Source organism: Rhodoferax sp. LS1R11 (assembly GCF_056521395.1).
This window is the reverse complement of sequence record NZ_JBWMAW010000001.1, coordinates 73,592-94,784: the sequence shown is the minus strand read 5'-3', so window position 1 is coordinate 94,784 and position 21,193 is coordinate 73,592. Positions and strand designations below refer to the sequence as shown.

The 21,193-nt window shown below is 61.6% G+C and carries 19 protein-coding genes and 3 tRNA genes; 8 read left to right on the top strand and 14 right to left on the bottom strand.

Annotated elements, in window-relative coordinates; all coding sequences use genetic code 11:
- Window positions 1-9: 9 nt before the first annotated feature.
- From AC097N_RS00445 to AC097N_RS00430, 4 genes are all read left to right on the top strand, one after another.
- Window positions 10-1,014, top strand: a complete 1,005-nt coding sequence (locus tag AC097N_RS00445) for a class 1 fructose-bisphosphatase (RefSeq protein ID WP_479578763.1) — start codon at window positions 10-12, stop codon at window positions 1,012-1,014.
- A gap of 25 nt (window positions 1,015-1,039) precedes the next feature.
- Window positions 1,040-1,115 (top strand) — tRNA-Thr (locus AC097N_RS00440).
- A 47-nt stretch (window positions 1,116-1,162) separates the two neighbouring features.
- Window positions 1,163-1,238: transfer RNA gene (locus tag AC097N_RS00435), tRNA-Glu, on the top strand.
- Between the two features lie 94 nt (window positions 1,239-1,332).
- A tRNA-Asp gene (locus AC097N_RS00430) sits at window positions 1,333-1,409 on the top strand.
- Between the two features lie 86 nt (window positions 1,410-1,495).
- On the opposite strand, the gene AC097N_RS00425 is transcribed toward AC097N_RS00430, so the two are convergent.
- From AC097N_RS00425 to AC097N_RS00415, 3 genes are all read right to left on the bottom strand, one after another.
- Entirely contained in the window at window positions 1,496-1,714 is a 219-nt protein-coding gene (locus AC097N_RS00425) for a hypothetical protein (protein ID WP_479578762.1), read from the bottom strand.
- A 179-nt stretch (window positions 1,715-1,893) separates the two neighbouring features.
- Window positions 1,894-2,388, bottom strand: a complete 495-nt coding sequence (locus AC097N_RS00420) for a hypothetical protein (RefSeq protein ID WP_479578761.1) — start codon at window positions 2,386-2,388, stop codon at window positions 1,894-1,896.
- 23 nt (window positions 2,389-2,411) lie between these two features.
- Window positions 2,412-2,657, bottom strand: coding sequence for a GlsB/YeaQ/YmgE family stress response membrane protein (locus tag AC097N_RS00415; protein WP_479579182.1), 246 nt, complete (start codon window positions 2,655-2,657; stop codon window positions 2,412-2,414).
- A 232-nt stretch (window positions 2,658-2,889) separates the two neighbouring features.
- On the opposite strand from AC097N_RS00415, the gene AC097N_RS00410 reads away from it, so the two are divergent.
- On the top strand, window positions 2,890-3,582 hold the full coding sequence (locus AC097N_RS00410) for a YdcF family protein (RefSeq protein WP_479578760.1): 693 nt from the start codon (window positions 2,890-2,892) through the stop codon (window positions 3,580-3,582).
- 18 nt (window positions 3,583-3,600) lie between these two features.
- On the opposite strand, the gene AC097N_RS00405 is transcribed toward AC097N_RS00410, so the two are convergent.
- Window positions 3,601-4,884, bottom strand: a complete 1,284-nt coding sequence (locus tag AC097N_RS00405; protein ID WP_479578759.1) for a hemolysin family protein — start codon at window positions 4,882-4,884, stop codon at window positions 3,601-3,603.
- A 24-nt stretch (window positions 4,885-4,908) separates the two neighbouring features.
- Between AC097N_RS00405 and AC097N_RS00400 the strand changes: the two genes are divergently transcribed.
- Window positions 4,909-5,766, top strand: coding sequence for a symmetrical bis(5'-nucleosyl)-tetraphosphatase (locus tag AC097N_RS00400; protein ID WP_479578758.1), 858 nt, complete (start codon window positions 4,909-4,911; stop codon window positions 5,764-5,766).
- A gap of 36 nt (window positions 5,767-5,802) precedes the next feature.
- On the opposite strand, the gene AC097N_RS00395 is transcribed toward AC097N_RS00400, so the two are convergent.
- The 10 genes from AC097N_RS00395 to AC097N_RS00350 form a co-directional block, all read right to left on the bottom strand.
- Window positions 5,803-7,344 carry a DEAD/DEAH box helicase gene (locus tag AC097N_RS00395; RefSeq protein ID WP_479578757.1) on the bottom strand — a complete coding sequence of 514 codons (1,542 nt, stop codon included), beginning with the start codon at window positions 7,342-7,344 and terminating at the stop codon, window positions 5,803-5,805.
- Between the two features lie 82 nt (window positions 7,345-7,426).
- Window positions 7,427-8,302 carry a KPN_02809 family neutral zinc metallopeptidase gene (gene ypfJ / locus AC097N_RS00390; RefSeq protein ID WP_479578756.1) on the bottom strand — a complete coding sequence of 292 codons (876 nt, stop codon included), beginning with the start codon at window positions 8,300-8,302 and terminating at the stop codon, window positions 7,427-7,429.
- Window positions 8,303-8,355: 53 nt separating this feature from the next.
- Window positions 8,356-8,928, bottom strand: coding sequence for a dCTP deaminase (dcd, locus tag AC097N_RS00385; RefSeq protein ID WP_479578755.1), 573 nt, complete (start codon window positions 8,926-8,928; stop codon window positions 8,356-8,358).
- Between the two features lie 83 nt (window positions 8,929-9,011).
- Window positions 9,012-10,349: a guanine deaminase gene (guaD, locus tag AC097N_RS00380; protein WP_479578754.1), complete on the bottom strand. Its 1,338-nt coding sequence runs from the start codon at window positions 10,347-10,349 to the stop codon at window positions 9,012-9,014.
- Window positions 10,350-10,506: 157 nt separating this feature from the next.
- Window positions 10,507-11,550 (bottom strand): adenosine deaminase, encoded by a 1,044-nt coding sequence (locus AC097N_RS00375; RefSeq protein WP_479578753.1) that lies wholly within the window; start codon window positions 11,548-11,550, stop codon window positions 10,507-10,509.
- A 61-nt stretch (window positions 11,551-11,611) separates the two neighbouring features.
- Entirely contained in the window at window positions 11,612-12,769 is a 1,158-nt protein-coding gene (locus AC097N_RS00370) for a BMP family ABC transporter substrate-binding protein (protein WP_479578752.1), read from the bottom strand.
- 65 nt (window positions 12,770-12,834) lie between these two features.
- The gene (locus AC097N_RS00365) at window positions 12,835-13,755 is read right to left on the bottom strand and encodes an ABC transporter permease (protein ID WP_479578751.1); all 921 of its coding nucleotides are present in this window, start codon (window positions 13,753-13,755) and stop codon (window positions 12,835-12,837) included.
- Entirely contained in the window at window positions 13,755-14,810 is a 1,056-nt protein-coding gene (locus AC097N_RS00360; RefSeq protein ID WP_479578750.1) for an ABC transporter permease, read from the bottom strand. Before AC097N_RS00360 ends, AC097N_RS00365 begins: the two co-directional genes overlap by 1 nt.
- Window positions 14,803-16,356 carry an ABC transporter ATP-binding protein gene (locus tag AC097N_RS00355; RefSeq protein WP_479578749.1) on the bottom strand — a complete coding sequence of 518 codons (1,554 nt, stop codon included), beginning with the start codon at window positions 16,354-16,356 and terminating at the stop codon, window positions 14,803-14,805. Before AC097N_RS00355 ends, AC097N_RS00360 begins: the two co-directional genes overlap by 8 nt.
- On the bottom strand, window positions 16,353-17,303 hold the full coding sequence (locus tag AC097N_RS00350) for a LysR family transcriptional regulator (protein WP_479578748.1): 951 nt from the start codon (window positions 17,301-17,303) through the stop codon (window positions 16,353-16,355). The genes AC097N_RS00355 and AC097N_RS00350 overlap by 4 nt, the downstream gene beginning before the upstream one ends.
- A 97-nt stretch (window positions 17,304-17,400) precedes the next feature.
- On the opposite strand from AC097N_RS00350, the gene xdhA reads away from it, so the two are divergent.
- Together xdhA and xdhB are read left to right on the top strand one after the other, a co-directional pair.
- Entirely contained in the window at window positions 17,401-18,867 is a 1,467-nt protein-coding gene (gene xdhA / locus AC097N_RS00345; RefSeq protein ID WP_479578747.1) for a xanthine dehydrogenase small subunit, read from the top strand.
- Window positions 18,864-21,164, top strand: a complete 2,301-nt coding sequence (gene xdhB / locus AC097N_RS00340) for a xanthine dehydrogenase molybdopterin binding subunit (RefSeq protein ID WP_479578746.1) — start codon at window positions 18,864-18,866, stop codon at window positions 21,162-21,164. The genes xdhA and xdhB overlap by 4 nt, the downstream gene beginning before the upstream one ends.
- The last annotated feature ends 29 nt before the right edge of the window (window positions 21,165-21,193 follow it).

Genomic DNA, 21,193 nt, shown 5'->3' with positions numbered 1-21,193 from the left:
GAAACCACCATGGCATCCAAAATATCCCTCACCCGCTACCTCGTTGAACAGCAACGCATGGACGGTCATATTCCGTCGCAACTGCGTCTGCTGCTCGAAGTCGTGGCCCGTGCCTGCAAAAGCATCAGCCAGGCCGTCAACAAAGGCGCCTTGGGCGACGTCATGGGCAGCGCCGAAAGCGAAAACGTTCAGGGCGAGATGCAGAAAAAGCTCGACATCATCGCCAACGAAGTGCTGATCGAAGCCAACGAATGGGGCGGTCACCTGGCGGCCATGGCCAGCGAGGAAATGGAAGGCATTTACGTGGTGCCCAACCGTTACCCGCAGGGCGAATACCTGTTGCTGTTTGATCCCCTGGACGGCTCCAGCAACATCGATGTGAACGTCAGCATCGGCACCATCTTCAGCGTGCTGCTCAAGCCCGAAGGCGCTGGCGTCTCGGAGCAGGACTTCTTGCAAGCCGGCACCAAGCAAGTGGCCGCCGGTTACTGCGTCTATGGACCGCAAACCACCCTGGTGCTGACCGTGGGCGACGGCGTAGCCATGTTCACACTCGACCGGGAGCAGGGTTCTTTCATCCTGACCGAAGAAAACGTGAAGGTGCCCGAAGACACCAAGGAATTCGCCATCAACATGAGCAACATGCGCCACTGGGATGCCCCCGTGACACGCTACATCGAAGAATGCCTGCAAGGCGCCGAAGGCCCGCGCGGCAAGGACTTCAACATGCGCTGGATCGCCAGCATGGTGGCCGACGTGCACCGCATCCTGACCCGCGGCGGCGTGTTTTTGTACCCCTGGGACAAGCGCGAACCCGGCAAACCCGGCAAACTGCGCCTGATGTACGAAGCCAACCCCATGAGCTGGCTCATCGAGCAAGCCGGTGGCGCAGCCACCAACGGCAAGCAGCGCATTCTGGATATCGAACCCGGCAAACTGCACGAACGCGTCAGCGTGATCCTGGGATCGAAGAATGAAGTGGAACGTGTGACCCGTTACCATAAGGAAGCCTAAAGAGCTGGCTATAATCGAAGACCAAGCCGGTGTAGCTCAGTCGGTAGAGCAGCTCATTCGTAATGAGAAGGTCGGGTGTTCGATTCATCTCTCCGGCACCAGTGGATAGACAAATTGCTGGCCTTGCATTAAAGGTTTAAAGGTTTCTGACCCCATCGTCTAGAGGCCTAGGACACTACCCTTTCACGGTAGGTACCGGGGTTCGAATCCCCGTGGGGTCGCCAAGATTCATCATGAGATGATCAAAGCACAAGTTGGTAACAGCAAAGCCGAAAGGTGATGCGACTTGGCTCGAAAGAGCAAATGTTGCCACTACCAGGAGTGGTAGTTCAGTTGGTTAGAATACCGGCCTGTCACGCCGGGGGTCGCGGGTTCGAGTCCCGTCCGCTCCGCCAGAACATAAGGGTTTGCCGCTATGAAAATAGCAGCAAACCCTTTTTTTCGGCTCATGTAAGCAGTCCATTCGAGAGTTGTTGGCGCCTCAGACCAGCAACAGTGTTATCGCCCCTGCAAACACACACACGAGAACGATCAGGATGATGCGGAATTTCGAGGATGACTTGACCGGTTCTTCGTCACCTTCAGGGAACAAATGCGACGGCATCGTGGTATCGTAGTCAGCATAGTCCTTGATCATGTGCGCCTGCGTTACGTTGATTTCGGCGCGATCGCTTGCGCCGTTCAGGTTTCGTTTTGACATGACTGAAGGTAACCGCCAGATCCTTTTTCGTCTATCCCACAAACGGGGGATAGGGCTAAACGCAGGCACGACATGCAGCCACGGCTGATCCCCTCCCTGAATTTCCAAACGAAAAAAACCCGCACGCCGCGGGTCTTTTTGTTGGTGCAGCCGCGTTGCGCGGCATGTACATTCGTGGTTTAGCCGCGCTCGCCCATGTGGTCTTTCATCTTGACCATGGCAATGGCCAACGCGGCGCCCCCCAACGTTTTGATGAGGCCGGAGTGTTCTGCGTAGAAGCTGCCCAACTGGTCGGCCAGGCGTGGGTTTTGCTGGTTGGCTTCCTGCACGATGTCCTGCACTTGCTGCGGCGACAATTGCGAGGCTTGATCAGCCGTAATCTGGTTGGTGTCAGGCGCCATCATGCGGCCCATGACGCCACCCGCCAGGCCTGACAACACGGCCGGGCCGAGCGTCGCCAGAACCTGATTCAGCATGCCGGCTTGCTGGCTGCCGCTGGAGTTGCCAAACAACTGGCCCACCATGCTGCCAATGTCGGGCGTCTGGTCTGAGCGAAAGGCTTCTGCCAGTCCCTTGCCAAGCACATCGCTGGGCGCTTGCGCGGCGACGTTGTCGAAGTGCTGCTCGGCAGATGCGCCACCGACGACCTGGGAAAGAATGTCAAAAATACTCATGATGTTTGTCCTGAAAAAATTAATTACTTGCGGGCAATAAACTTGTAGGCCATGAGCAAAATCACGGCACCCACGATGGAGGCAAAAAAGCCCGCCACATCGCCGGCGTGGTACAGACCCAACATCTCACCGAGATACGTGGCGGCGATGGAGCCAGCAATGCCCAGCACAGCGGTCAAGAAAAATCCGCTGGGGCCATCACCAGGCGTCACGGCCTTGGCGATCATTCCGGCAAAAAAGCCGATCAAAATTGTCCAGATTAAGTGCATCACTGAGTTACTCCAGAAGTTCACAAAATTGTAGGGATGGTTTGTGTCGACGGCAAGTCGGCCAGCTCCGCGTTCAAGGACGTAATGCACAATTCAGGCACTTTATTAGCCCTCGACGACTCGCGTCCAGACGCTATAGTTCCCCCGCATGTTCTTCGCTTCAAAACTACTGTCGTTCGCCACCCAGCCACTAGCCTGGGTTGCCCTCTTGTTATTGACAGGGTTGCTGTGCATGCCCTTTCGCCGTGCATGGGGTGTACGGCTCAACTGCGCGGCCTTGTGCGTGCTGCTGCTACAGGGGTGGGAGCCCTTGCCCGATGCCTTGCTGCGCCACCTTGAATCGCAATATGCAGGGCCGACGCAAGGTGCACCCCTTCAAGCTTACGCGGGCGTCGTGGTGCTCGGTGGTGCGCTCGATCCAGCCTACGCGTGGCAAGGGCACGGACAGAGCCAGGTGGCGCTGACTGACGCCGCAGAGCGCATGACGGTGCCGATTGCCTTATTGCAACAAAACCCGAACTTGCGCCTCCTCTTCACAGGTGGCGAAGGCGACTTGTTCGTCAAAGGGTTGACCGAAGCGGACCGCGCCAGGATTTTCTTTGACAGCATGGGGATGCCGGCCGCACGGGTTGTTTACGAATCCGCCTCGCACACGACCTATGAGAACGCCATCTTCAGTGCCCGAATGCCCGGCGTGAACCAGGCCCAGCCCTGGCTCTTGCTCACTTCTGCTTTTCACATGCCGCGCTCGATGGCGCTTTTTCGCAAAGCGGGCTGGAATGTGACGCCGTATCCGGTCGACTTTCGCGCGGGGGTGCAAACGCCGTGGACCCAATACTCGCTGGAACGCGGGGCACGCAAATGGCACCTGGCCTTGCATGAACTGGTAGGCCTGCTGGCCTACCAACTGGTCGGGCGGGCCTGAGACCGGCCAGCCTGACGGTCAGCCAGCCAGTCTGGAAGCCAGCACCTTGTCGATACGCTTGCCGTCCAGGTCCAGCACTTCGAACAGCCAGTCCGCGCACTCGATGCGCTCGCCAGTAGCCGGCAAATGGCCCGAGACGGACATCAGGAGGCCCGCCACCGTGTTGTAGCGGCCACGGTCTTCTTCCGGCAGGTCGTCAAGCCCCAAACGCACCTTGAGCTCGCCGACGGGCATCAGGCCATCCAGCAGCCACGAACCATCTTCACGCTGCGTCGCCCAGGCATCAATCTGGGCGCCGGGCTGCAATTCACCCGTGATGGCTTCAAGCAAATCGCGCGGCGTGAGCAAGCCCTGTACCACGCCATACTCGTCCACCACAAACACAAAACGACCCGCCTTGGCCCGAAACTGCTCGAGCAACTCCATGCCGCTGAGTGTCTCGGGCACAAAGGACGCTGGCATGACGTAGTTCTCGATCGAGCCCGTGGCCTCCATGCCCAACTCCAGCAAACGCGCAATGCTGATCACCCCCACCACGTCATCCAGCGAGCCCCGGCAGACCGGGTACCAGGAATGAGCACCATGGCTACCTGCCGTTTTGAGGCTTTGGGCCACGGTGTCGGCCGCATCCAGCCACTGCACGTCGGTGCGGGGCACCATCAGCGAGGTCAGTGGGCGGTCGTCGAGCTGGAACACGTTCTGTACCATCTGGTGCTCATGCTGCTCGATGACGCCTGCATCAACGCCCTCTTCCAGGCTGGCGGTAATTTCTTCTTCGGTGACCGCGCGGGCTGCATTGGTGTCAATACGCATCAACTTGAGGACCAGCGCCGTGGTGCCGGAGAGCAGCTTCACAAACGGGCCAGCCCCTTTGGCCAGCCACAGCATGGGGCGCGCCACCCAGCGCGACACCAACTCGGGGTACAGCTGCCCGATGCGCTTGGGTACCAATTCTCCAAAAATAATGGTGGTGAAAGTAATCAAGGTCACCACGATCGCCGTGGCAGAAATCGCCGCAGCCTTCTCGGCCACGCCAAAACCGTGCAGCCAGGCAGCAACCCCGTCGCTGAACGCAGCCTCACCCACAATCCCGTTGAGCACGCCAATGGAGGTGATGCCCACCTGCACCGTGGACAAAAACTGATTGGGATTGCCAAGCAAGGCCAACGCAGCATGCGCCCCTTTGTCCCCGGCCTCCGACATGGCGTTCAGGCGCGCTTTGCGGCTACCGGCAAGGGCCAGCTCGGACATTGCAAACACACCATTGAGGAGGGTCAAAAAAACTATCAGCAAAAATTCCATGAATCGGGAGCGAGAATAAACACCATGGCACTTTACTTGATTGGCGACGTCCAAGGTTGCGACGGCGCACTGCAGCGGCTTCTGGACGAAATTTCTTTTTCTGCGAGCCGCGACACCCTCTATTTTTTGGGCGATTTGGTGAATCGGGGACCCGATTCGGCTGGCGTCCTGCGTCGCCTGATGGGCTATGGCGCTGCCGTGCGTTCAGTCCTGGGCAACCACGACCTGAACCTGCTCGCCATCGCGCACGGCTTGCGCCAACCGCACCGCAAAGACACCTTGGGCAGTATTCTGGATGCACCGGATCGGCTGGCCATGCTGGACTGGCTACGAGGGCAACGCATGGCTCTTCTCGAAAATGTGGATGGTTATGAGCTATTAATGGTCCATGCGGGCGTGCTGCCTGCGTGGTCAGCTACAAAAACCATAGCATTGGCCGCAGAAGTCGAGGCCGTGTTGCGCAGCGCCGACCTTGGCGAGTTTCTGCACCAAATGTATGGCGACGAACCCAATGCCTGGTCAGACACGCTGATGGGCACGGCCCGTCTGCGGGTGATTGTGAACGCCCTCACGCGATTGCGGTTTTGCGATGCCGACGGACACATGGAATTCGTGTCCAAGGAAGGGGCCGGTGGCTCGCCTGCAGGTTACATGCCCTGGTTTGACGTGCCAGGGCGCCAGACGGCCAAGGTCACGGTCGCTTTTGGCCATTGGTCCACCCTGGGGTGGATCGGAAGACCGGATGTCCTGTCGCTGGACACCGGTTGCGTCTGGGGCGGCTGCCTGAGTGCCTTGCGCGTGGGCGGAGGCCCGAGGAACGCGGCCATGCTGCCGCAGCAACTGATTCAGGTGAAATGCGAACAGGCCCAAAAGCCGGGCTAAAAAAAACCCGGCCTGACAGCCGAGTGATTCATGAGGTCAAGACGTCACTTCCGCCTTGAACAGCGCCGCGACCCGGCGCTTGGGTTTGATGTTGGCCGAGATACTGCGAGGCCCGTGACGGGCAGCGGCAGCCTCCCAAGACGGCGCACCCTCGGCCACCGGTGCAGGCTCGTAAGGCTTGTCAAAGAAGGGATCACGCGAGACCGGAGCGGGACGGGTGAAATCACGACGCGGTGCACGGTCCTGGCGAGCGAATTGCCCTTCATGCGCCACATCGTGCATACCGCCTGAACGGTGACGGCTTTGACGAGAATCATCCTGCGCGCCTTCAGCGTACATGCGTCGGCCATCGTTGATACGGCCTTGCTTGCGGATGTCAGGCACGTCTTCATCAAACTCGACGGCTTCGAGCTCAATCTTGGTTTTGATGAGCTTCTCGATATCGCCGACCAGACGTGCATCACTCTTGGACACAAACGTGACCGCCAGCCCCGAGGCCCCAGCGCGGCCCGTGCGACCGATGCGGTGCACGTAGTCTTCGGCATTGAAGGGCACGTCGAAGTTGAACACGGCGGGCACATCCTTGATGTCCAGTCCGCGTGCTGCCACGTCGGTGCACACCAGTAAATCAACCTCGCCTTTTTTGAATGCGTCGAGGGCCTTCAAGCGTTCATCCTGGCTCTTGTCACCATGCAATGCGGTTGTTTTCAGGCCTTCGTGTTCCAGCGAACGGGCCAGGCGGGCACAGCCCAGTTTGCTGTTCACAAACACAAACGCCTGCTTCATGCCACGCTGTTTCAGGATCTGGTGCAGGGCTCGGCGTTTGTCGTCATCGCCCACGCTGTAGAAGTGCTGCTCCACCGTGGAGGCGGTGGCGTTGGAACGCGCGACTTCAATCGTGATGGGGTTTTGCAGGTAGCTGCCCGCCAGCCGCTTGATTTCCGGCGAGAAGGTCGCCGAGAACAACAGCGTGGTGCGCTGCTTGGGCAGGTAGTTCAGGATGCGCTGCAGGTCGGGCAGGAAGCCGATGTCCAGCATGCGGTCGGCCTCGTCCAGCACCACGTACTCGACCTGGTTGAGCACGGCGTTTTTCGCCTCGATGTGGTCCAGCAGACGGCCTGGTGTGGCCACCAGAATTTCGACACCTTTTTTCAGCTCGATGGTCTGGGGCTTCATGTCCATGCCGCCAAACACCACGGCACTGCGCAACTGGGTGTATTTGGCGTACGACTTGATGGCCTGGGCCACCTGGTCGGCCAGCTCACGCGTGGGCAACAGCACCAGGGCACGCACCGGATGGCGGGCCGGAGACGTGGAACTGCTTTCGTGCCGGAGCAAGCGCTGCAGCAATGGCAGGGCAAAGGCGGCCGTCTTGCCGGTACCCGTCTGGGCGGCGCCCATCACGTCATGCCCTTGCAGCACCACAGGAATGGCCTGGGCCTGGATAGGGGTCATGGACTCGTAGCCCATTTCAGCGACGGCACGCGACAGCGGTGCGGCCAATTGCAGCTGGGCAAAGGCCATGGGCAAGGTCTCGGGGGTCAGATCAGCGGGGAGAGCAGAAGTCAAATCGGTCATTCATAGCCAAGTTCAGATGCTATCAATCCGATAGCTGAGTGCCCTCAAGGCCTGAGGGCAAACCCCTATTATCCTCCAAACCTCAAATTTGTCTTGCAGAGAACGTGTCGCAGGCCTTGACGCTGCCGTTTTTCAGGCCATTGTCGAACCAGCGCTGACGCTGCGCGCTCGTGCCGTGGGTGAAACTGTCAGGCACCACGGCGCGGCCGCCGGAACGTTGCAAGGCATCGTCACCAATCTTGGCGGCGGCGTTCATGGCCTCTTCGACATCACCCTGTTCAAGCAACTGGCGGGCGGCCTGCGCATGGTTGGCCCAGACACCGGCAAAGCAGTCGGCCTGCAACTCCAGGCGCACGCTCAAGGCGTTGTATTCGGTCTGGCTGACGCGGCTGCGCATCTTGTCCATCTTGGCGCTGATGCCCAGCAAATTTTGCACGTGGTGGCCGACCTCATGGGCAATCACGTAGGCCTGCGCAAAGTCACCCGGCGCACCGAGCCGGTCTTTGAGCGTGGTGTAAAAGTCCAGGTCGATGTAGACCTTCTGGTCTCCCGGGCAATAAAACGGCCCGGTGGCGGTATCGCCCTGCCCGCAGGCGGTCGGGATGACGCCGCGGAACAACACGAGCTTGGGTTCGACGTAGGTGGCGCCGCCTTTGGTGAACACGTCTTTCCAAACGTCTTCGGTGTCGGCCAGCACCGTCGACACAAACTTGGCCATGTGGTCATCGGCCGGCGGCCTGTGAGCCGGGGCCTGCTGCGTTTGCGGCGCCGGGCTGCCACCACTGAGCAGGCTGAGCACCGTCATGGGACTGACGCCCAGAAAATAGGATGCCACCAGGGCAATGGCGATGGAGCCGATGCCGATGCCCCGTCCGCCAAAGCCGCCGCCGCCCGAGGAGCCTCCTCCGTCACGGCGGTCTTCCACATTGTCAGATTCGCGGTTACCTTCCCATTTCATGGCGTAACTCCTGGTGAACTGTTAGGGCGCTCAAGTGCGTATCGGCAACGGGCTCAGGCTTTGGGCAGCGTCACGCCCACCTGCCCCTGGTACTTGCCGCCGCGGTCTTTGTACGAGACCTCGCAAACATCGTCCTTGTCGCTCTCGAAGAACAGCACTTGCGCGCAGCCTTCACCGGCATATATCTTGGCGGGCAAGGGCGTGGTGTTGGAGAACTCCAGCGTCACATAGCCTTCCCACTCGGGCTCAAACGGCGTCACGTTGACGATGATGCCGCAGCGGGCGTAAGTGCTTTTGCCCAGGCAGATGGTGAGCACGTTGCGCGGAATGCGGAAGTACTCCATGGTGCGGGCCAGCGCGAAGCTGTTGGGCGGAATGATGCAGCTGTCGCCGTAAAAATCAACAAAGCTTTTCTCGTCAAAGTTCTTCGGGTCCACCACCGTGCTGTGGATGTTGGTGAAGACCTTGAACTCGGGTGCGCAGCGGATGTCGTAGCCATAGCTGCTGGTGCCGTAGCTGATGATTTTGTTGCCGTCGCGTTCGCGAATCTGGCCCGGCTCGAAGGGTTCGATCATGCCGGTGGACTCGGCCATGCGGCGAATCCATTTGTCACTTTTGATACTCATGGGAAGGAAACTCCTGCGTTGGCCTGATTGTAAACGCTACTAATTTAATAGCTACTCCCGCACTACCGACAAGGGCTAGAGGCCTAAATGGCTTGAGAAATAACGGTTTTTTCGATCAAACGGTCATCCCCCAGCACGATCATGGCAAACAGCATCTCATCCAGGCTGTTGGCCTGTGCCGTGCGGCGCGCCAGCAAGGGCGTGGCCTGCGGATCGAGCACCACAAAGTCAGCGTCGCAACCCGGTTGCAGGTTGCCGACCGCCGCCCGACCACGCGAACCATCCAGCCCCAAGGCGGCGGCGGCGCCCGCCGTGTGCTGCCACCACAAGTGCTGCGGCGACAGCGACAACCCGGGCTTGGTCTGCCCTTCCCGTCCCACGTAATACGCCGCCAGCATGGTGTGAAACGGGCTGAAGCTGGTGCCCCCACCCACATCACTGGCCAGACCGTACTGAAAACCGACGCGGTCCGCCCCCGCATAGTCAAAGAAACCGCTGCCCAGAAACAGGTTGCTGGTGGGGCTGACTGCCGCCGCGGCCCCGGTGTCACGCATCAGGGCGCGGTCGTTGTCGTCAAAGTGGATGCAATGGGCATAGATGGCGCGCTCGCGCATCAGCCCGAAGTCGGCGTAGGTGGCGAGGTAGCTGCTGGAGGCCGGAAACAACTCGCGCGCCCAGGCGATTTCGTCCTTGTTTTCAGCCACGTGGGACTGAATCCAGACATCCGGGTATTGGGCCGCCAACACCCCCATGCCGCGCAACTGGGCGTCGCTGCAGGTGGGCGCAAAGCGTGGCGTGATGGCGTAGCCCAGGCGGCCCTGGCCATGCCAGCGCTGGATCAACGCCTCCGTGTCGATCAGGCTTTGCTCGGTGGCGTCCGGCGAGCCACCGGGCCCGGCACGGTTGAGCACGTCGGCAGGCGCGTTGCGGTCCATCAGGCACAGACCGGTGATCAGTCGCATCTGGCGGGCCTGCGCTTCGCTGAACAGCGCGTTGACCGATTCGGTGTGCGAAGTGGCAAAGCTGAGCGCCGTGGTGACACCGTTGCGCAACAGCTCCGCTATGAAAAACGTAGCTGCCTGCGCACTGTAGTCGGGCGCTGTAAAGCGTTTTTCTTCAGGAAAGGTGTAGTTCTCCAGCCACGGCAACAAGCCCTCGGCGGGTGAGCCAATGACATTGGTTTGCGGGTAGTGGACGTGCAGGTCCACAAAACCGGGCGCGATGATGCGCCCCGGCAGGTGCTCCACCGCCACGCCCGGCCACTGGTCTTTCAGATCACGGTACGGCCCCACGGCCTGAACGAGCTGCATCCCCGCGGCGTCCGGGCCCACCACCAGCAGGCCGTCTTCTTCAAAGACGGCCGAGTGGTGGGGCTCGCAGTCGGGGGCAAAACGGAGGATGGCGGCGCGATAAGCTTTCATGGACGGGAGCTTACCCGCTCGCCCCGGTACCGCTCATATGCAGCGCCGAATAAGGACTATGCGAGCCGGTGTGAAAAGCGATCACGTCCACGTTCTGGTTGAACAGGGTCATGTCCGGGGCCGCCAGGTCGCGAATCACGCGCCCGGCATCCGGCCCTCAGCGAAATGACTCAAAAAAACCGTCCAGACACTCAATATGGCGGCTGCGTTCGCCTTCTTCAATGAAGCTGGCAGCAAAGCTGTTTCGGGCCAACTGGTAAGCATGCGGTGCAGTGAGCCCCAGCGCTGCAAAAGCCTGGGTGAAGTTCTCATTGATGTAGCCGCCAAAGTAGGCCGGATCATCCGAGTTGACCGTGGCCACAATGCCGGCGTCCAGCAGGTGCCCCAGGTTGGACTGCGCCAGGTCAGGAAACACCCGTAGTTTCAGGTTGGAGAGCGGACACACCGTCAGCGCAATCCGGTCCCTGACCAGGCGCGCCATCAGCAAGGGATCTTTCATGGCCTGCACGCCGTGGTCAATGCGCTCGACCTTCAGCACATCAAGTGCGCTCCAGATGTAGGCCGGAGGCCCCTCCTCGCCCGCATGGGCGACCAAACGGAAACCCAGTTCGCGGGCCCGGGCAAACACGCGCGCAAACTTCTCGGGGGGGTGCCCCATCTCACTCGATGCCAGGCCGATGCCCACCAACTTGTCACGCAACGGCAACGCTTGCTCCAGGCACTCGAAGGCCTCCTCCTCGCTCAAATGGCGCAGGAAACACAGAATCAACGACGCCGTCATGCCGTGGCGCTGTGGCGCCTCGGCACAAGCCCGGTGCAGGCCATTGATCACCGTCTCGGCACTCAGGCCATGGCCGGTATGGGTCTGCGTGTCAAAAAACAGCTCGGTATGCAACACGTTGTCGGCCGCAGCGCGCGCCAGGTACGCGTGCGTCATGTCATAAAAGTCCTGCTCGGTCTTCAAGACCATCGTACCCGCGTGATAGATGTCCAGAAAGTCCTGCAGGTTGTCGAACACGTAGGCGCTACGCAACGCCTCCACATCCGGGTAGGCCATGGCAACCCCATTGCGCTGAGCGAGGGCGAACATCAACTCCGGCTCCAGCGAACCTTCAATGTGCATGTGCAGCTCCGCCTTGGGCATGCGCCGCAACAGCTCGGGCAGGCGGTCGACCGCGACCGGTCTGATTTTTTCAAGCATGGGTTCTCTCCGTAAAAAGGAAAGCCGCCCGCAGGCGGCCTTCCCATCCATCTGCTAAAGCTTATTTGCCACCAGGCACTTTGCCTTCCACGCCCTTGACGTAGAAGTTCAGGCCGCCCAGGAACTTGTCATCCGCCACCGCATCCTTGGCGATCTGCACCTTGCCGGTGTTATCAAGAATCGGGCCCTTCCAGATCACGAAGCTGCCGTCAGCCAGACCTTTCTTGACTTCGTCTACTTTGGCCTTGGTCTCGGCCGGCACGTCTTCGGCAATCGACACGATGTCAATCGCGCCTTCCTTCACGCCCCACCAGGCTGCGGTACCACCGGTCCACTTGCCATCCAGGGCTTCTTGTGTAGCCTTGATGTAGTAGGGGCCCCAGTTGATGATGCTGGACGCCAGATGGGCTTTGGGGCCGTAGGCCGTCATGTCGGAATCCCAGCCGAACGCGCGCTTGCCTTTGGCCTCGGCCGTCTTCAGCACGGCGGGCGAATCGGTGTTCTGGAACAGCACGTCAGCGCCGCCATTGATCAGCGAGGTGGCCGCTTCGGTTTCCTTCGGTGGGTCAAACCAGCCATTCACCCACACCACCTTGGTCTTGACCTTGGGGTTGCTGCTTTGGGCGCCCAGCGTGAAGGCGTTGATGTTGCGCACCACTTCAGGAATTGGCACCGAAGCCACCACGCCCAGCGTGTTGGTCTTGGTCATCTTGCCAGCGATCACCCCTGCCATGTAGGCCCCTTCGTAGGTGCGGCTGTCGTAGGTGCGCATGTTCTCGGCCTGCTTGTAGCCGGTGGCGTGCTCGAACTTCACGTCCTTGGTGTCAGCCGCGACCTTGAGCATGGGCTCCATATAACCGAAGGTGGTGCCGAAAATCAGCTTGTTGCCCTGGCCAGCCATGTCGCGAATGACACGCTCGGCGTCGGCCGATTCAGGCACGTTCTCGACAAATGAGGTCTTGATCTTGTCGCCGAATTCTTTTTCAAGGGCCTTGCGACCATTGTCATGGGCGAACGTCCAGCCACCATCGCCAACCGGGCCAATATAGGCAAAGGCAATTTTCAGGGGCTCAGCCTTGGGAGCCGGCGCAGGCGCTGCCGCGACTGGCGCAGGGGCCGGTGCGGGCTCTTCCTTCTTGCCACACCCAACCAGCGCGGCGGATGCCACGGCGGTGAGTGCTGCGATCTTCAGCAACGAACGTTTTTGCAGGTCGGTCATGTCAAATCCTTCTTGGGAGGGGGTTGCGACAGTTAAAGAAAAGTTCAATTATGAACCGGGAAACATCAGGAACCAGGGTAAAAAGGCTTGCCAATCGAGGTCGGCATGTTGATGCGAATCCACTGCGGATTGCGCGAAATCAGCGCCAGCACCACGATGGTGGAAACGTAGGGCAGCATGGTCAAAAACTGGCTGGGCACCTCGACACCCACCCCCTGCAAATGAAACTGCAACATGGTCACGCCACCAAACAGGTACGCGCCCAACAGCACACGGGCCGGACGCCAGGTGGCAAAGGTGGTCAGCGCCAGCGCGATCCAGCCCTTGCCCGCCACCATGCCTTCGACCCACAAGGGCGTGTAGATGATCGAAATGTAAGCCCCTGCCAAACCACACAGCGCCCCGCCCGCCACCACGGCCATCAGCCGGATGCGGCGCACCGGATAGCCCAGCGCATGGGCCGACTCGGGGCTTTCTCCGACGCTGCGCAACACCAGGCCAGCCCGGGTGCGGTACAGGAACCAGATCAGGCCCAGCGCGAACACAACCGTCAGGTACACGAGCGGATGGTGCTTGAAAAAAGCAGAACCCAGGAGCGGAATGTCCGACAGGTAGGGGATGTCAAAACTGGGCCGCGCCGGCATTTGCTGCTGCACGTAGCTGATGCCGGCAAAGGCAGAAAACCCCGCGCCAAACAGACTCACCGCCAGACCGGTGGCGTACTGGTTGGTGTTGAGCCAGATCACCAGCCCACCAAAGATGAGCGCCAGCAAGGCGCCTGCGCCCATGCCGGCGGCAAAACCGGCCAGGTCACTGCCGGTATGGACCACCGCCGCGAACCCGGCAATGGCGGCGCACAGCATCATGCCCTCGGCACCGAGGTTGACGATGCCGGCCTTTTCATTGATCAACATCCCCAGCGACGCCAGGGCCAGAACGGTACCCGCATTGAGCGTGGCGGCAATGAGCAGTGCGTAGGATTCCATTATTTCTTCCACTTCAAGCGGTAGTTCACCAGCGTGTCACAGCCCAACAAGGTGAAAAGCAGCAAGCCCTGAAACACCCCCGTGAGCGATTTGGGCAGCCCCAGGCGTGACTGCGCCAACTCGCCACCGATGTAAAACATGCTCATCAAAATGGCGGAGAACACCATGCCCACCGGGTGCAGCCGCCCCACATAGGCCACGATGATGGCGGCAAAGCCATAACCCGCCGGCACATAGGGCGTCAACTGCCCGATGGGCCCTGCCACCTCCAGCGCACCGGCCAGCCCGGCCATGCCGCCCGACACCAGCAAGGCCACCCACAAGGCACGGCGCGAAGAAAACCCGGCGTAGCGGGCTGCCGCAGGCGCCAGCCCGCCCACCTGCTGTGCAAAACCTGCACGGGTACGGAACAAAAATATCCAGACCCCGGCCACACCGATCAGCGCCAGAAAAACGCCGATGCTCACCCGCGAGCCAGTAAACAGACGCGGAATGCGAGTGACAAGGTCAAAGTTACGGGTCTGGGGAAAGTTGTAACCCTGCGGGTCTTTCCACGGGCCTGCCACCAGGTAACTCAGCACTTGCACGGCCACGTAGACCAGCATCAGGCTGACCAGGATTTCGCTCGCGTTGAAGCGGTCACGCAGCCACGCGGTGATACCGGCCCAGAACATGCCGCCCAGAATGCCCGCCAGGATGATGGGCATCACAATCCAGCCGCCGGTCGTTTTGTCGGCCAGCAGCGCCACACCGCTGGCGGCAATGGCACCCAGCACGTACTGCCCCTCGGCGCCAATGTTCCACACGTTGGAGCGAAAACACACGGCCAGCCCCAGCGCAATCAGCAGCAAGGGCGTGGCCTTGACGGTCAGTTCTCCTAGCGCATAGGCGTTCTTGACGGGCTCCCAGAAAAACACGATCAAGCCACTGACCGGGTCTTTGCCCAAGGCCACAAACAAGCCGATGCCAATCAGCACCGTGAGCAACAAGGCCAGCAGCGGTGAGGCATAACTCCACAACGCAGAGGGTTGGGGCCGGGCTTCGAGCTTAAGCATGAGCCGCCTCCAGATGCGCCAGATGGGGCTGCACGCTCTCATGCCACAAGCCGCTCATCCACTCCCCAATTTTCTCGACGGTGGCCTCTGCGATGGGCACCGACGGCGACAGACGGCCGCGCGCAATCACATGCAGGCGGTCGCTGAGTTCAAACAACTCATCGAGTTCTTCGCTGACCACCAGCACGGCGCAACCGGCGTCGCGCAGCGCCAGAATTTCGCCACGAATCTGCGCCGCGGCGCCGACATCAACCCCCCAAGTGGGTTGCGACACGATGAAGAGTTTGGGCTTGGCGTCAATCTCGCGACCCACAATGAATTTTTGCAAATTGCCGCCTGACAGTGACCGCGCCACCGAGCGCGGGCCACCCGCCTTCACATTGAAGCGGCGGATGATTTCAGCCGCATGGGCTTCGAGCTGCCCCAGGCGAATCCAGCCACCGGCAAAACGCGGCCAGGAAATCGATTCATTGCGCGTGAGCAGCAGGTTGTGCGCCAACCCCAGCGTGGGCACGGCACCGCGGCCCAAACGCTCTTCAGGCACAAAATGCAGGCCCAGCTTGCGCCGCCCCCCCGGATGAAGGTGCGACGCATCGACCTCACCGATGTGGATGGACCCCAGCGCAGCGCGCACATCTTCACCCGACAACGCGTAGAGCAACTCCTTCTGACCGTTGCCCGACACGCCGGCAATGCCCACCACCTCACCCGCGCGGACTGCCAAAGAGATGCCGTCCAGATCGACGCCAAACTGGTCTTCGCGGGCCAACTTCAGCTGGCGCACACGCAGCACGGGAGCGCCCACCTGGGGCGCATGGCGGGTCAACTGGGGTGGCTCGGCACCAATCATCATTTTGGAGAGCGAAGCATTGCTCTCTTGCGCCGGATTGCACACGCCGGTGACCTTGCCCCCGCGCAGCACGGTGCAGGCATTGCACAGCTCCCGAATTTCATGCAACTTGTGGCTGATGTACAAAATGCTGCAACCCTCGGAGGCCAGTTTCTTCAGCACCACAAAGAGCTTGTCCACCGCCTGCGGCGTGAGCACTGAAGTGGGTTCATCCAGAATCAGCAACTGCGGGTGGGTCAGCAAGGCGCGGATGATTTCCACGCGCTGCATTTCGCCCACGCTCAAGGTGTGCACCGGTCGGCTGGGGTCGATGTCGAGCCCATATTCAGCCGCCTTGGCGGTGATGCTGCGGGTCACCTCCAGCAGACTCAGGCTTTTGTTCAGGCCCAGCCAGACGTTCTCGGCCACGGTGATGGTGTCAAACAGGCTGAAGTGCTGGAACACCATGCTGATGCCCAGGGCGCGAGCTTCCTGCGGGTTGCGGATGTGCACCGGCTTGCCGTTGAACAGCACCGTGCCCGCGTCGGGCTTGACCGAGCCGTAGATGACCTTCATCAGCGTGGATTTGCCAGCGCCGTTTTCACCCAGCACCGCATGGGTTTCGCCGGGCAGGACGGTCAGCGACACGTTGCTGTTGGCCACCACGCCAGGATAGCTTTTGGTGATGCCCGCAAGCTGAAGTCGGGGAGTGGTCATGCGGCGGGGGCTTTCTCGTTCTTTTTCAAAGTGGCGGCGACGGCCTTGACCTGCTCGCGCAACCACCGGCTCGAAGCCGAGGTGTGCGTGCGTTTGTGCCAAAGCTGGTAATACATCATTCTCGGGAACTCAATCGGACACGGCAGAATTTTGACAGGCAGGCGGTCCACATAACGCTCGCAGTACTGGCGGCCTGTGGTCAAAACTAGCAATGTTGATGCCACCATGGCCGGAATCAGCCCGAAGTGCGGGCAGCGGGCCGTGATGTTGCGCTGCAGGCCCTGCGAGTCGAGGTAGTCGTCAATCACGCCTTTGGCGCCGGGGTGCGTGGCACTGGGCGCGATGTGGTCGGCAGCGAGCCAGGCCGGCGTGTCCCAGCCGCGGCGCACCGCCGGGTGATTGGCGGCCACCAGACACACCACCTCGTCGCCAAAGAGTCGCCCCAGATGCAAGTCGTCCGGCGGCGTGGCCCAGTTGCCGATGACCACGTCCACCTCACCCTGCGCGAGCTGGGCGCGGTAGTCCGACGCGGCCGACAGGGGGTAAATTTCAATGCAGCACAGGGGGGCTTGTGACTTGATCTGCGCCACCAGTTGCGGCAAAAACAGCGGGTCCAGGTAATCGCTGGCGGCCACGCGAAAGGTGTTGAATGCCGACGCGGGCTCAAAACCCCGGGCATCGGAGAACAGCATCTCGGCGGCCCGCAGAATACTGGCCGCGGGCTCGATCATCCGCAGGGCCGCATCGGTGGGCACCATGCCTGCGCCCGAGCGCACCAAAAGGGGGTCGCCCGCAAACTCACGCAAACGTTTGAGCGACGCGCTCACCGCCGGCTGGTGCATGCCCAGTCGGATGGCGGCTTTGGAAACGCTACGTTCAGTTAACACGGTGTGCAGGACCCTGATCAAGTGAAGGTCTATCTTGTCGAAAAGGGCGTGGTCTCTCATACCTGTGTTTGCATTGATGTCATATGCTAGCCCATATAAACGCGGCCTCTGTCGTGTTTTACCCTAGCGCTGTAACTCCGAGCCCACTGAAACGCCCATGAACACCCAAGCCCTCCGATTCGTGCGGCGCGGCGAGATTATCTCGCTGCACGACGTCCCTCCGACCCGTACCCTGCTGCAGGTGCTGCGTGAAGACCTGCATTGCACCGGCACCAAGGAAGGCTGCAACGAGGGCGACTGCGGCGCCTGCACCGTGGTGCTGGGCGAGGCCCGGGGCGAACACATCCACTACAGCGCGGTGAACAGTTGCATCCGCATGGCGCATTCGGTGGATGGCCTGGCGCTATGGACCGCCGAAGACCTGGCCGCCCAGGACGGCACGCTGCACCCCGCGCAGCAAGCCCTGGTGCAATGCCACGGCAGCCAGTGCGGCTTTTGCACCCCCGGTTTTGTCATGAGCCTGTTTGGCATGTACCAAAACCATGTGTGCCAGGGCGAGCCCATCACACGGGAAATGGCCCAACAGGAACTCTCGGGCAACTTGTGCCGCTGCACCGGTTACCGGCCGATTCTGGACGCCGCACAAGCCATGGCGCAACTGCCGCCCGTGCGTGTGGACGAAACCTCTCTGCTACAAAAAATGGAGCTGCTTGCGCAGGATACACGAGGGCTACAGCCCGATTCTTCATATATTTCACCGCGCAGCCTCGCCGCCCTGCTGGCGGCCCGCGCGGCCCACCCCCAGGCCCAGATCGTGGCGGGCTGCACCGATGTCGGCCTGTGGGTCAACAAGATGTACATGCAGTTTGAGCAGGTGTTGGACGTGAGCCGCGTGCAGGAGCTTCAACGTATTGAAGACTACCCACACCACCTCGCCATCGGCGCAGCGGTGACCTTGACCGACGCCTTTGCCGCACTGGTGGCCGACCGCCCGCAGTTGCACACCTTTGCCACCCGCTTTGCCGGGCTGCCGGTGCGCAACGCCGGCACGCTGGGCGGCAATGTGGCCAACGGCTCACCCATTGGCGACTCGATGCCGTTGCTGATCGCGCTGGGCGCCCACGTGGTGCTGATGAGCATCCGGGGTCACCGCGAGCTGCCCCTGGAGCAGCTCTACACCGGCTACCGCCAGAACGTGATGGCGCCTGACGAAGTGCTGGCGTGGATCAAGGTGCCCAAGGCCGTGCCCGCTGAACGCGCCACCGTTTACAAGATTTCCAAACGCTTTGAGGACGACATCTCGGCCATCTGCCTGGCCCTGAACCTGCATCTGAAAGACGGCCGGGTCGTCAGCGCCTCCATCGGGGTCGGTGGCGTGGCGGCCACTCCGGTGCGGGCGACGAAGACCGAGGCGGCCCTGACCGGCCAGGCCTGGACGCTGGCCACGGTGCAAATCGCCATGACCACCCTGCGCGGCGAATTTGCGCCCATCTCGGACATGCGGGCCTCGGCCGCTTACCGCGTGCAGGTGCTGGGCAACCTGCTGCAACGCTTCTGGCTGGAGAGCCAGGGCCTGCAACAGATCAACCTGGAATCCTTCACGCTGGAAGGAGAAACCGCATGAGCGCCGCCGGTCAATCCCACGTGCATGAGAGTGCCGCCGCGCAGGTTGCCGGTGCCGCCACCTACGTGGACGACATACCCGAAGTGCGCGGCACGCTGTACGCCACCCCGATTCTCTCGACCGTGGCCCACGGCAAGCTGCGCGGCGTCGATGCCCGTGCTGCTTTGGCTATGCCCGGCGTGCACGGCGTGGTGCTGGCGCAGGACATTCCCGGTGACCCCATGCTGGCGGCCTTTGCGGGCGACGAACCCGTATTCGCAATCGACACGGTGCAGCACATCGGCCAGGTGGTCGGTGTGGTGGTGGCCGACACGGTGATGCAGGCGCGGCACGCGGCGCGCCGCATCAAACTGGACATCGATGCCCTGCCCGCCATCCTCACGGTCCAGGATGCGCTGGCGCAGCAGAGCTACGTGCTGCCACCCGTGTTTGTGAAACGCGGTGATGCAGCCATGGCCTTGTCCCAAGCCCCTCACACCCTGAGCGGCACGCTGGATGTCGGTGGCCAGGAACACTTTTACCTCGAAGGCCAGGTGGCTTACGTGCTGCCGCAGGAACAGCACCAGTGGGTGGTGTACGCCAGCACGCAGCACCCCGGCGAGGTGCAGCACTGGGTGGCGCACGCCCTCGGGCTGGACAACCACGCCGTGCGCGTGGAGTGCCGGCGCATGGGCGGTGGCTTTGGCGGCAAGGAGACGCAGGCCGGGCACCTGGCGGTATGGGCCGCGGTGGCGGCTAACAAGTTGCAGCGCCCCGTCAAGCTGCGGCTGGACCGTGACGAGGATTTCATGATCACCGGCAAGCGCCACCCGTTTGCCTACACGTACACCGCCGGGTTTGACGACACCGGGCGCCTGCAGGGCCTGCAGCTGATGATGGCGGCCAACTGCGGCTTCAGCGCCGACCTCTCCGGCCCGGTGGCGGACCGCGCCATCTTCCACGCCGACAACGCCTACTACCTGGAAGACGTGGCCATTGCCTCGTACCGCTGCAAGCTCAACACCCAGAGCCACACCGCGTTTCGCGGTTTTGGCGGGCCACAGGGCATGATCGTGATCGAGGCCATCCTGGGCGACATCGCCCGCCACCTGGGCCTGGACCCGCTTGACGTGCGGCTGCGCAACCTGTATTCGGACGAGCTACTGACCGGCCCCGCACAGCCCCCGCAACGGCGCGACACCACACACTACCAAATGAAGGTCGAGGACAACATCCTCCAGCCATTGCTATCAAAATTAGAGCTAACTTCGCACTACCGACGTCGGCTACAGGCCATTTCTTTATGGAACAAGGGCAGCCCGGTCATCAAGCGGGGGATCGCCATCACGCCGGTCAAGTTTGGCATCTCCTTCACCGCCACGCTCTTCAACCAGGCCGGGGCGCTGGTGCATGTGTACCTGGACGGCAGCATTCAGGTCAACCACGGCGGCACCGAGATGGGCCAGGGCCTGAACACCAAGGTGGCACAAATCGTGGCGGACGAGCTGGGCGTGCCACTGCACCGTGTGCTGGCCACTGCCAGTGACACCAGCAAAATCCCCAATGCCTCGGCCACCGCCGCCTCGGCCGGCACCGACCTGAACGGTCGCGCCGCCCAGTTTGCCGCCCGCCATGTGCGTGACAACCTGAGCGCTTTTGTGGCCGGGCTGGACGGTTGCGGCGCTGGCGCCATCCGCTTTAAAGGTGGGCAGGTGTTTTCGCCCACCAGCACCCGTTCGTTTGACCAGGTGGTGAAAGCGGCCTACGCCAACCGCATCCAGCTCTGGAGCGACGGCTTCTACCGCACGCCCAAAATTCACTACGACAAAGCTACGCTCACGGGGCGGCCGTTCTACTACTTTGCCTACGGTGCCGCATGCACCGAGGTCGCCATCGACACCCTCACCGGCGAGAGCCGCGTGCTCAAGGTGGACATCCTGCACGACGTGGGCCGCTCCATCAACCCGGCCATCGACCTCGGGCAAATCGAAGGCGGCTTTGTGCAGGGCATGGGCTGGCTCACCACCGAGCAGCTGGTCTGGAACGACAAGGGGCATTTGAGCACCCACGCCCCCAGCACCTACAAAATCCCCACGGCGGGCGACGTGCCCGAGCACTTCAAGGTGGACCTGTGGCCCGAGCCCAACCGGGAGGACAACGTGTTCGGCAGCAAGGCCGTGGGCGAGCCACCCTTCATGCTGGCCATCAGCGTGTATGAGGCCCTGCGCGACGCCGTGGCGCAAGCGCGCGGGGATGGACAGCCCGTGCGCTTGACAGCTCCCGCCACGGCGGAGCATGTGCTGGCGGCGTTGGCCTGACCCGTCTTGCCCGTCAAGCTGCTCTGCGG

Coding starts and splice junctions, on each gene's coding strand:
- AC097N_RS00405 (WP_479578759.1), bottom strand. CDS start 4,884: ATGGAATTTTTGCTGATAGTTTTTTTGACCCTCCTCAATGGTGTGTTT.
- AC097N_RS00420 (WP_479578761.1), bottom strand. CDS start 2,388: ATGAGTATTTTTGACATTCTTTCCCAGGTCGTCGGTGGCGCATCTGCC.
- dcd (WP_479578755.1), bottom strand. CDS start 8,928: ATGAGTATCAAAAGTGACAAATGGATTCGCCGCATGGCCGAGTCCACC.
- xdhB (WP_479578746.1), top strand. CDS start 18,864: ATGAGCGCCGCCGGTCAATCCCACGTGCATGAGAGTGCCGCCGCGCAG.
- guaD (WP_479578754.1), bottom strand. CDS start 10,349: ATGAAAGCTTATCGCGCCGCCATCCTCCGTTTTGCCCCCGACTGCGAG.
- AC097N_RS00410 (WP_479578760.1), top strand. CDS start 2,890: ATGCCCTTTCGCCGTGCATGGGGTGTACGGCTCAACTGCGCGGCCTTG.
- AC097N_RS00425 (WP_479578762.1), bottom strand. CDS start 1,714: ATGTCAAAACGAAACCTGAACGGCGCAAGCGATCGCGCCGAAATCAAC.
- ypfJ (WP_479578756.1), bottom strand. CDS start 8,302: ATGAAATGGGAAGGTAACCGCGAATCTGACAATGTGGAAGACCGCCGT.
- AC097N_RS00370 (WP_479578752.1), bottom strand. CDS start 12,769: ATGACCGACCTGCAAAAACGTTCGTTGCTGAAGATCGCAGCACTCACC.
- xdhA (WP_479578747.1), top strand. CDS start 17,401: ATGAACACCCAAGCCCTCCGATTCGTGCGGCGCGGCGAGATTATCTCG.
- AC097N_RS00395 (WP_479578757.1), bottom strand. CDS start 7,344: ATGACCGATTTGACTTCTGCTCTCCCCGCTGATCTGACCCCCGAGACC.
- AC097N_RS00350 (WP_479578748.1), bottom strand. CDS start 17,303: ATGAGAGACCACGCCCTTTTCGACAAGATAGACCTTCACTTGATCAGG.
- AC097N_RS00355 (WP_479578749.1), bottom strand. CDS start 16,356: ATGACCACTCCCCGACTTCAGCTTGCGGGCATCACCAAAAGCTATCCT.
- AC097N_RS00415 (WP_479579182.1), bottom strand. CDS start 2,657: ATGCACTTAATCTGGACAATTTTGATCGGCTTTTTTGCCGGAATGATC.
- AC097N_RS00445 (WP_479578763.1), top strand. CDS start 10: ATGGCATCCAAAATATCCCTCACCCGCTACCTCGTTGAACAGCAACGC.
- AC097N_RS00375 (WP_479578753.1), bottom strand. CDS start 11,550: ATGCTTGAAAAAATCAGACCGGTCGCGGTCGACCGCCTGCCCGAGCTG.
- AC097N_RS00400 (WP_479578758.1), top strand. CDS start 4,909: ATGGCACTTTACTTGATTGGCGACGTCCAAGGTTGCGACGGCGCACTG.
- AC097N_RS00360 (WP_479578750.1), bottom strand. CDS start 14,810: ATGCTTAAGCTCGAAGCCCGGCCCCAACCCTCTGCGTTGTGGAGTTAT.
- AC097N_RS00365 (WP_479578751.1), bottom strand. CDS start 13,755: ATGGAATCCTACGCACTGCTCATTGCCGCCACGCTCAATGCGGGTACC.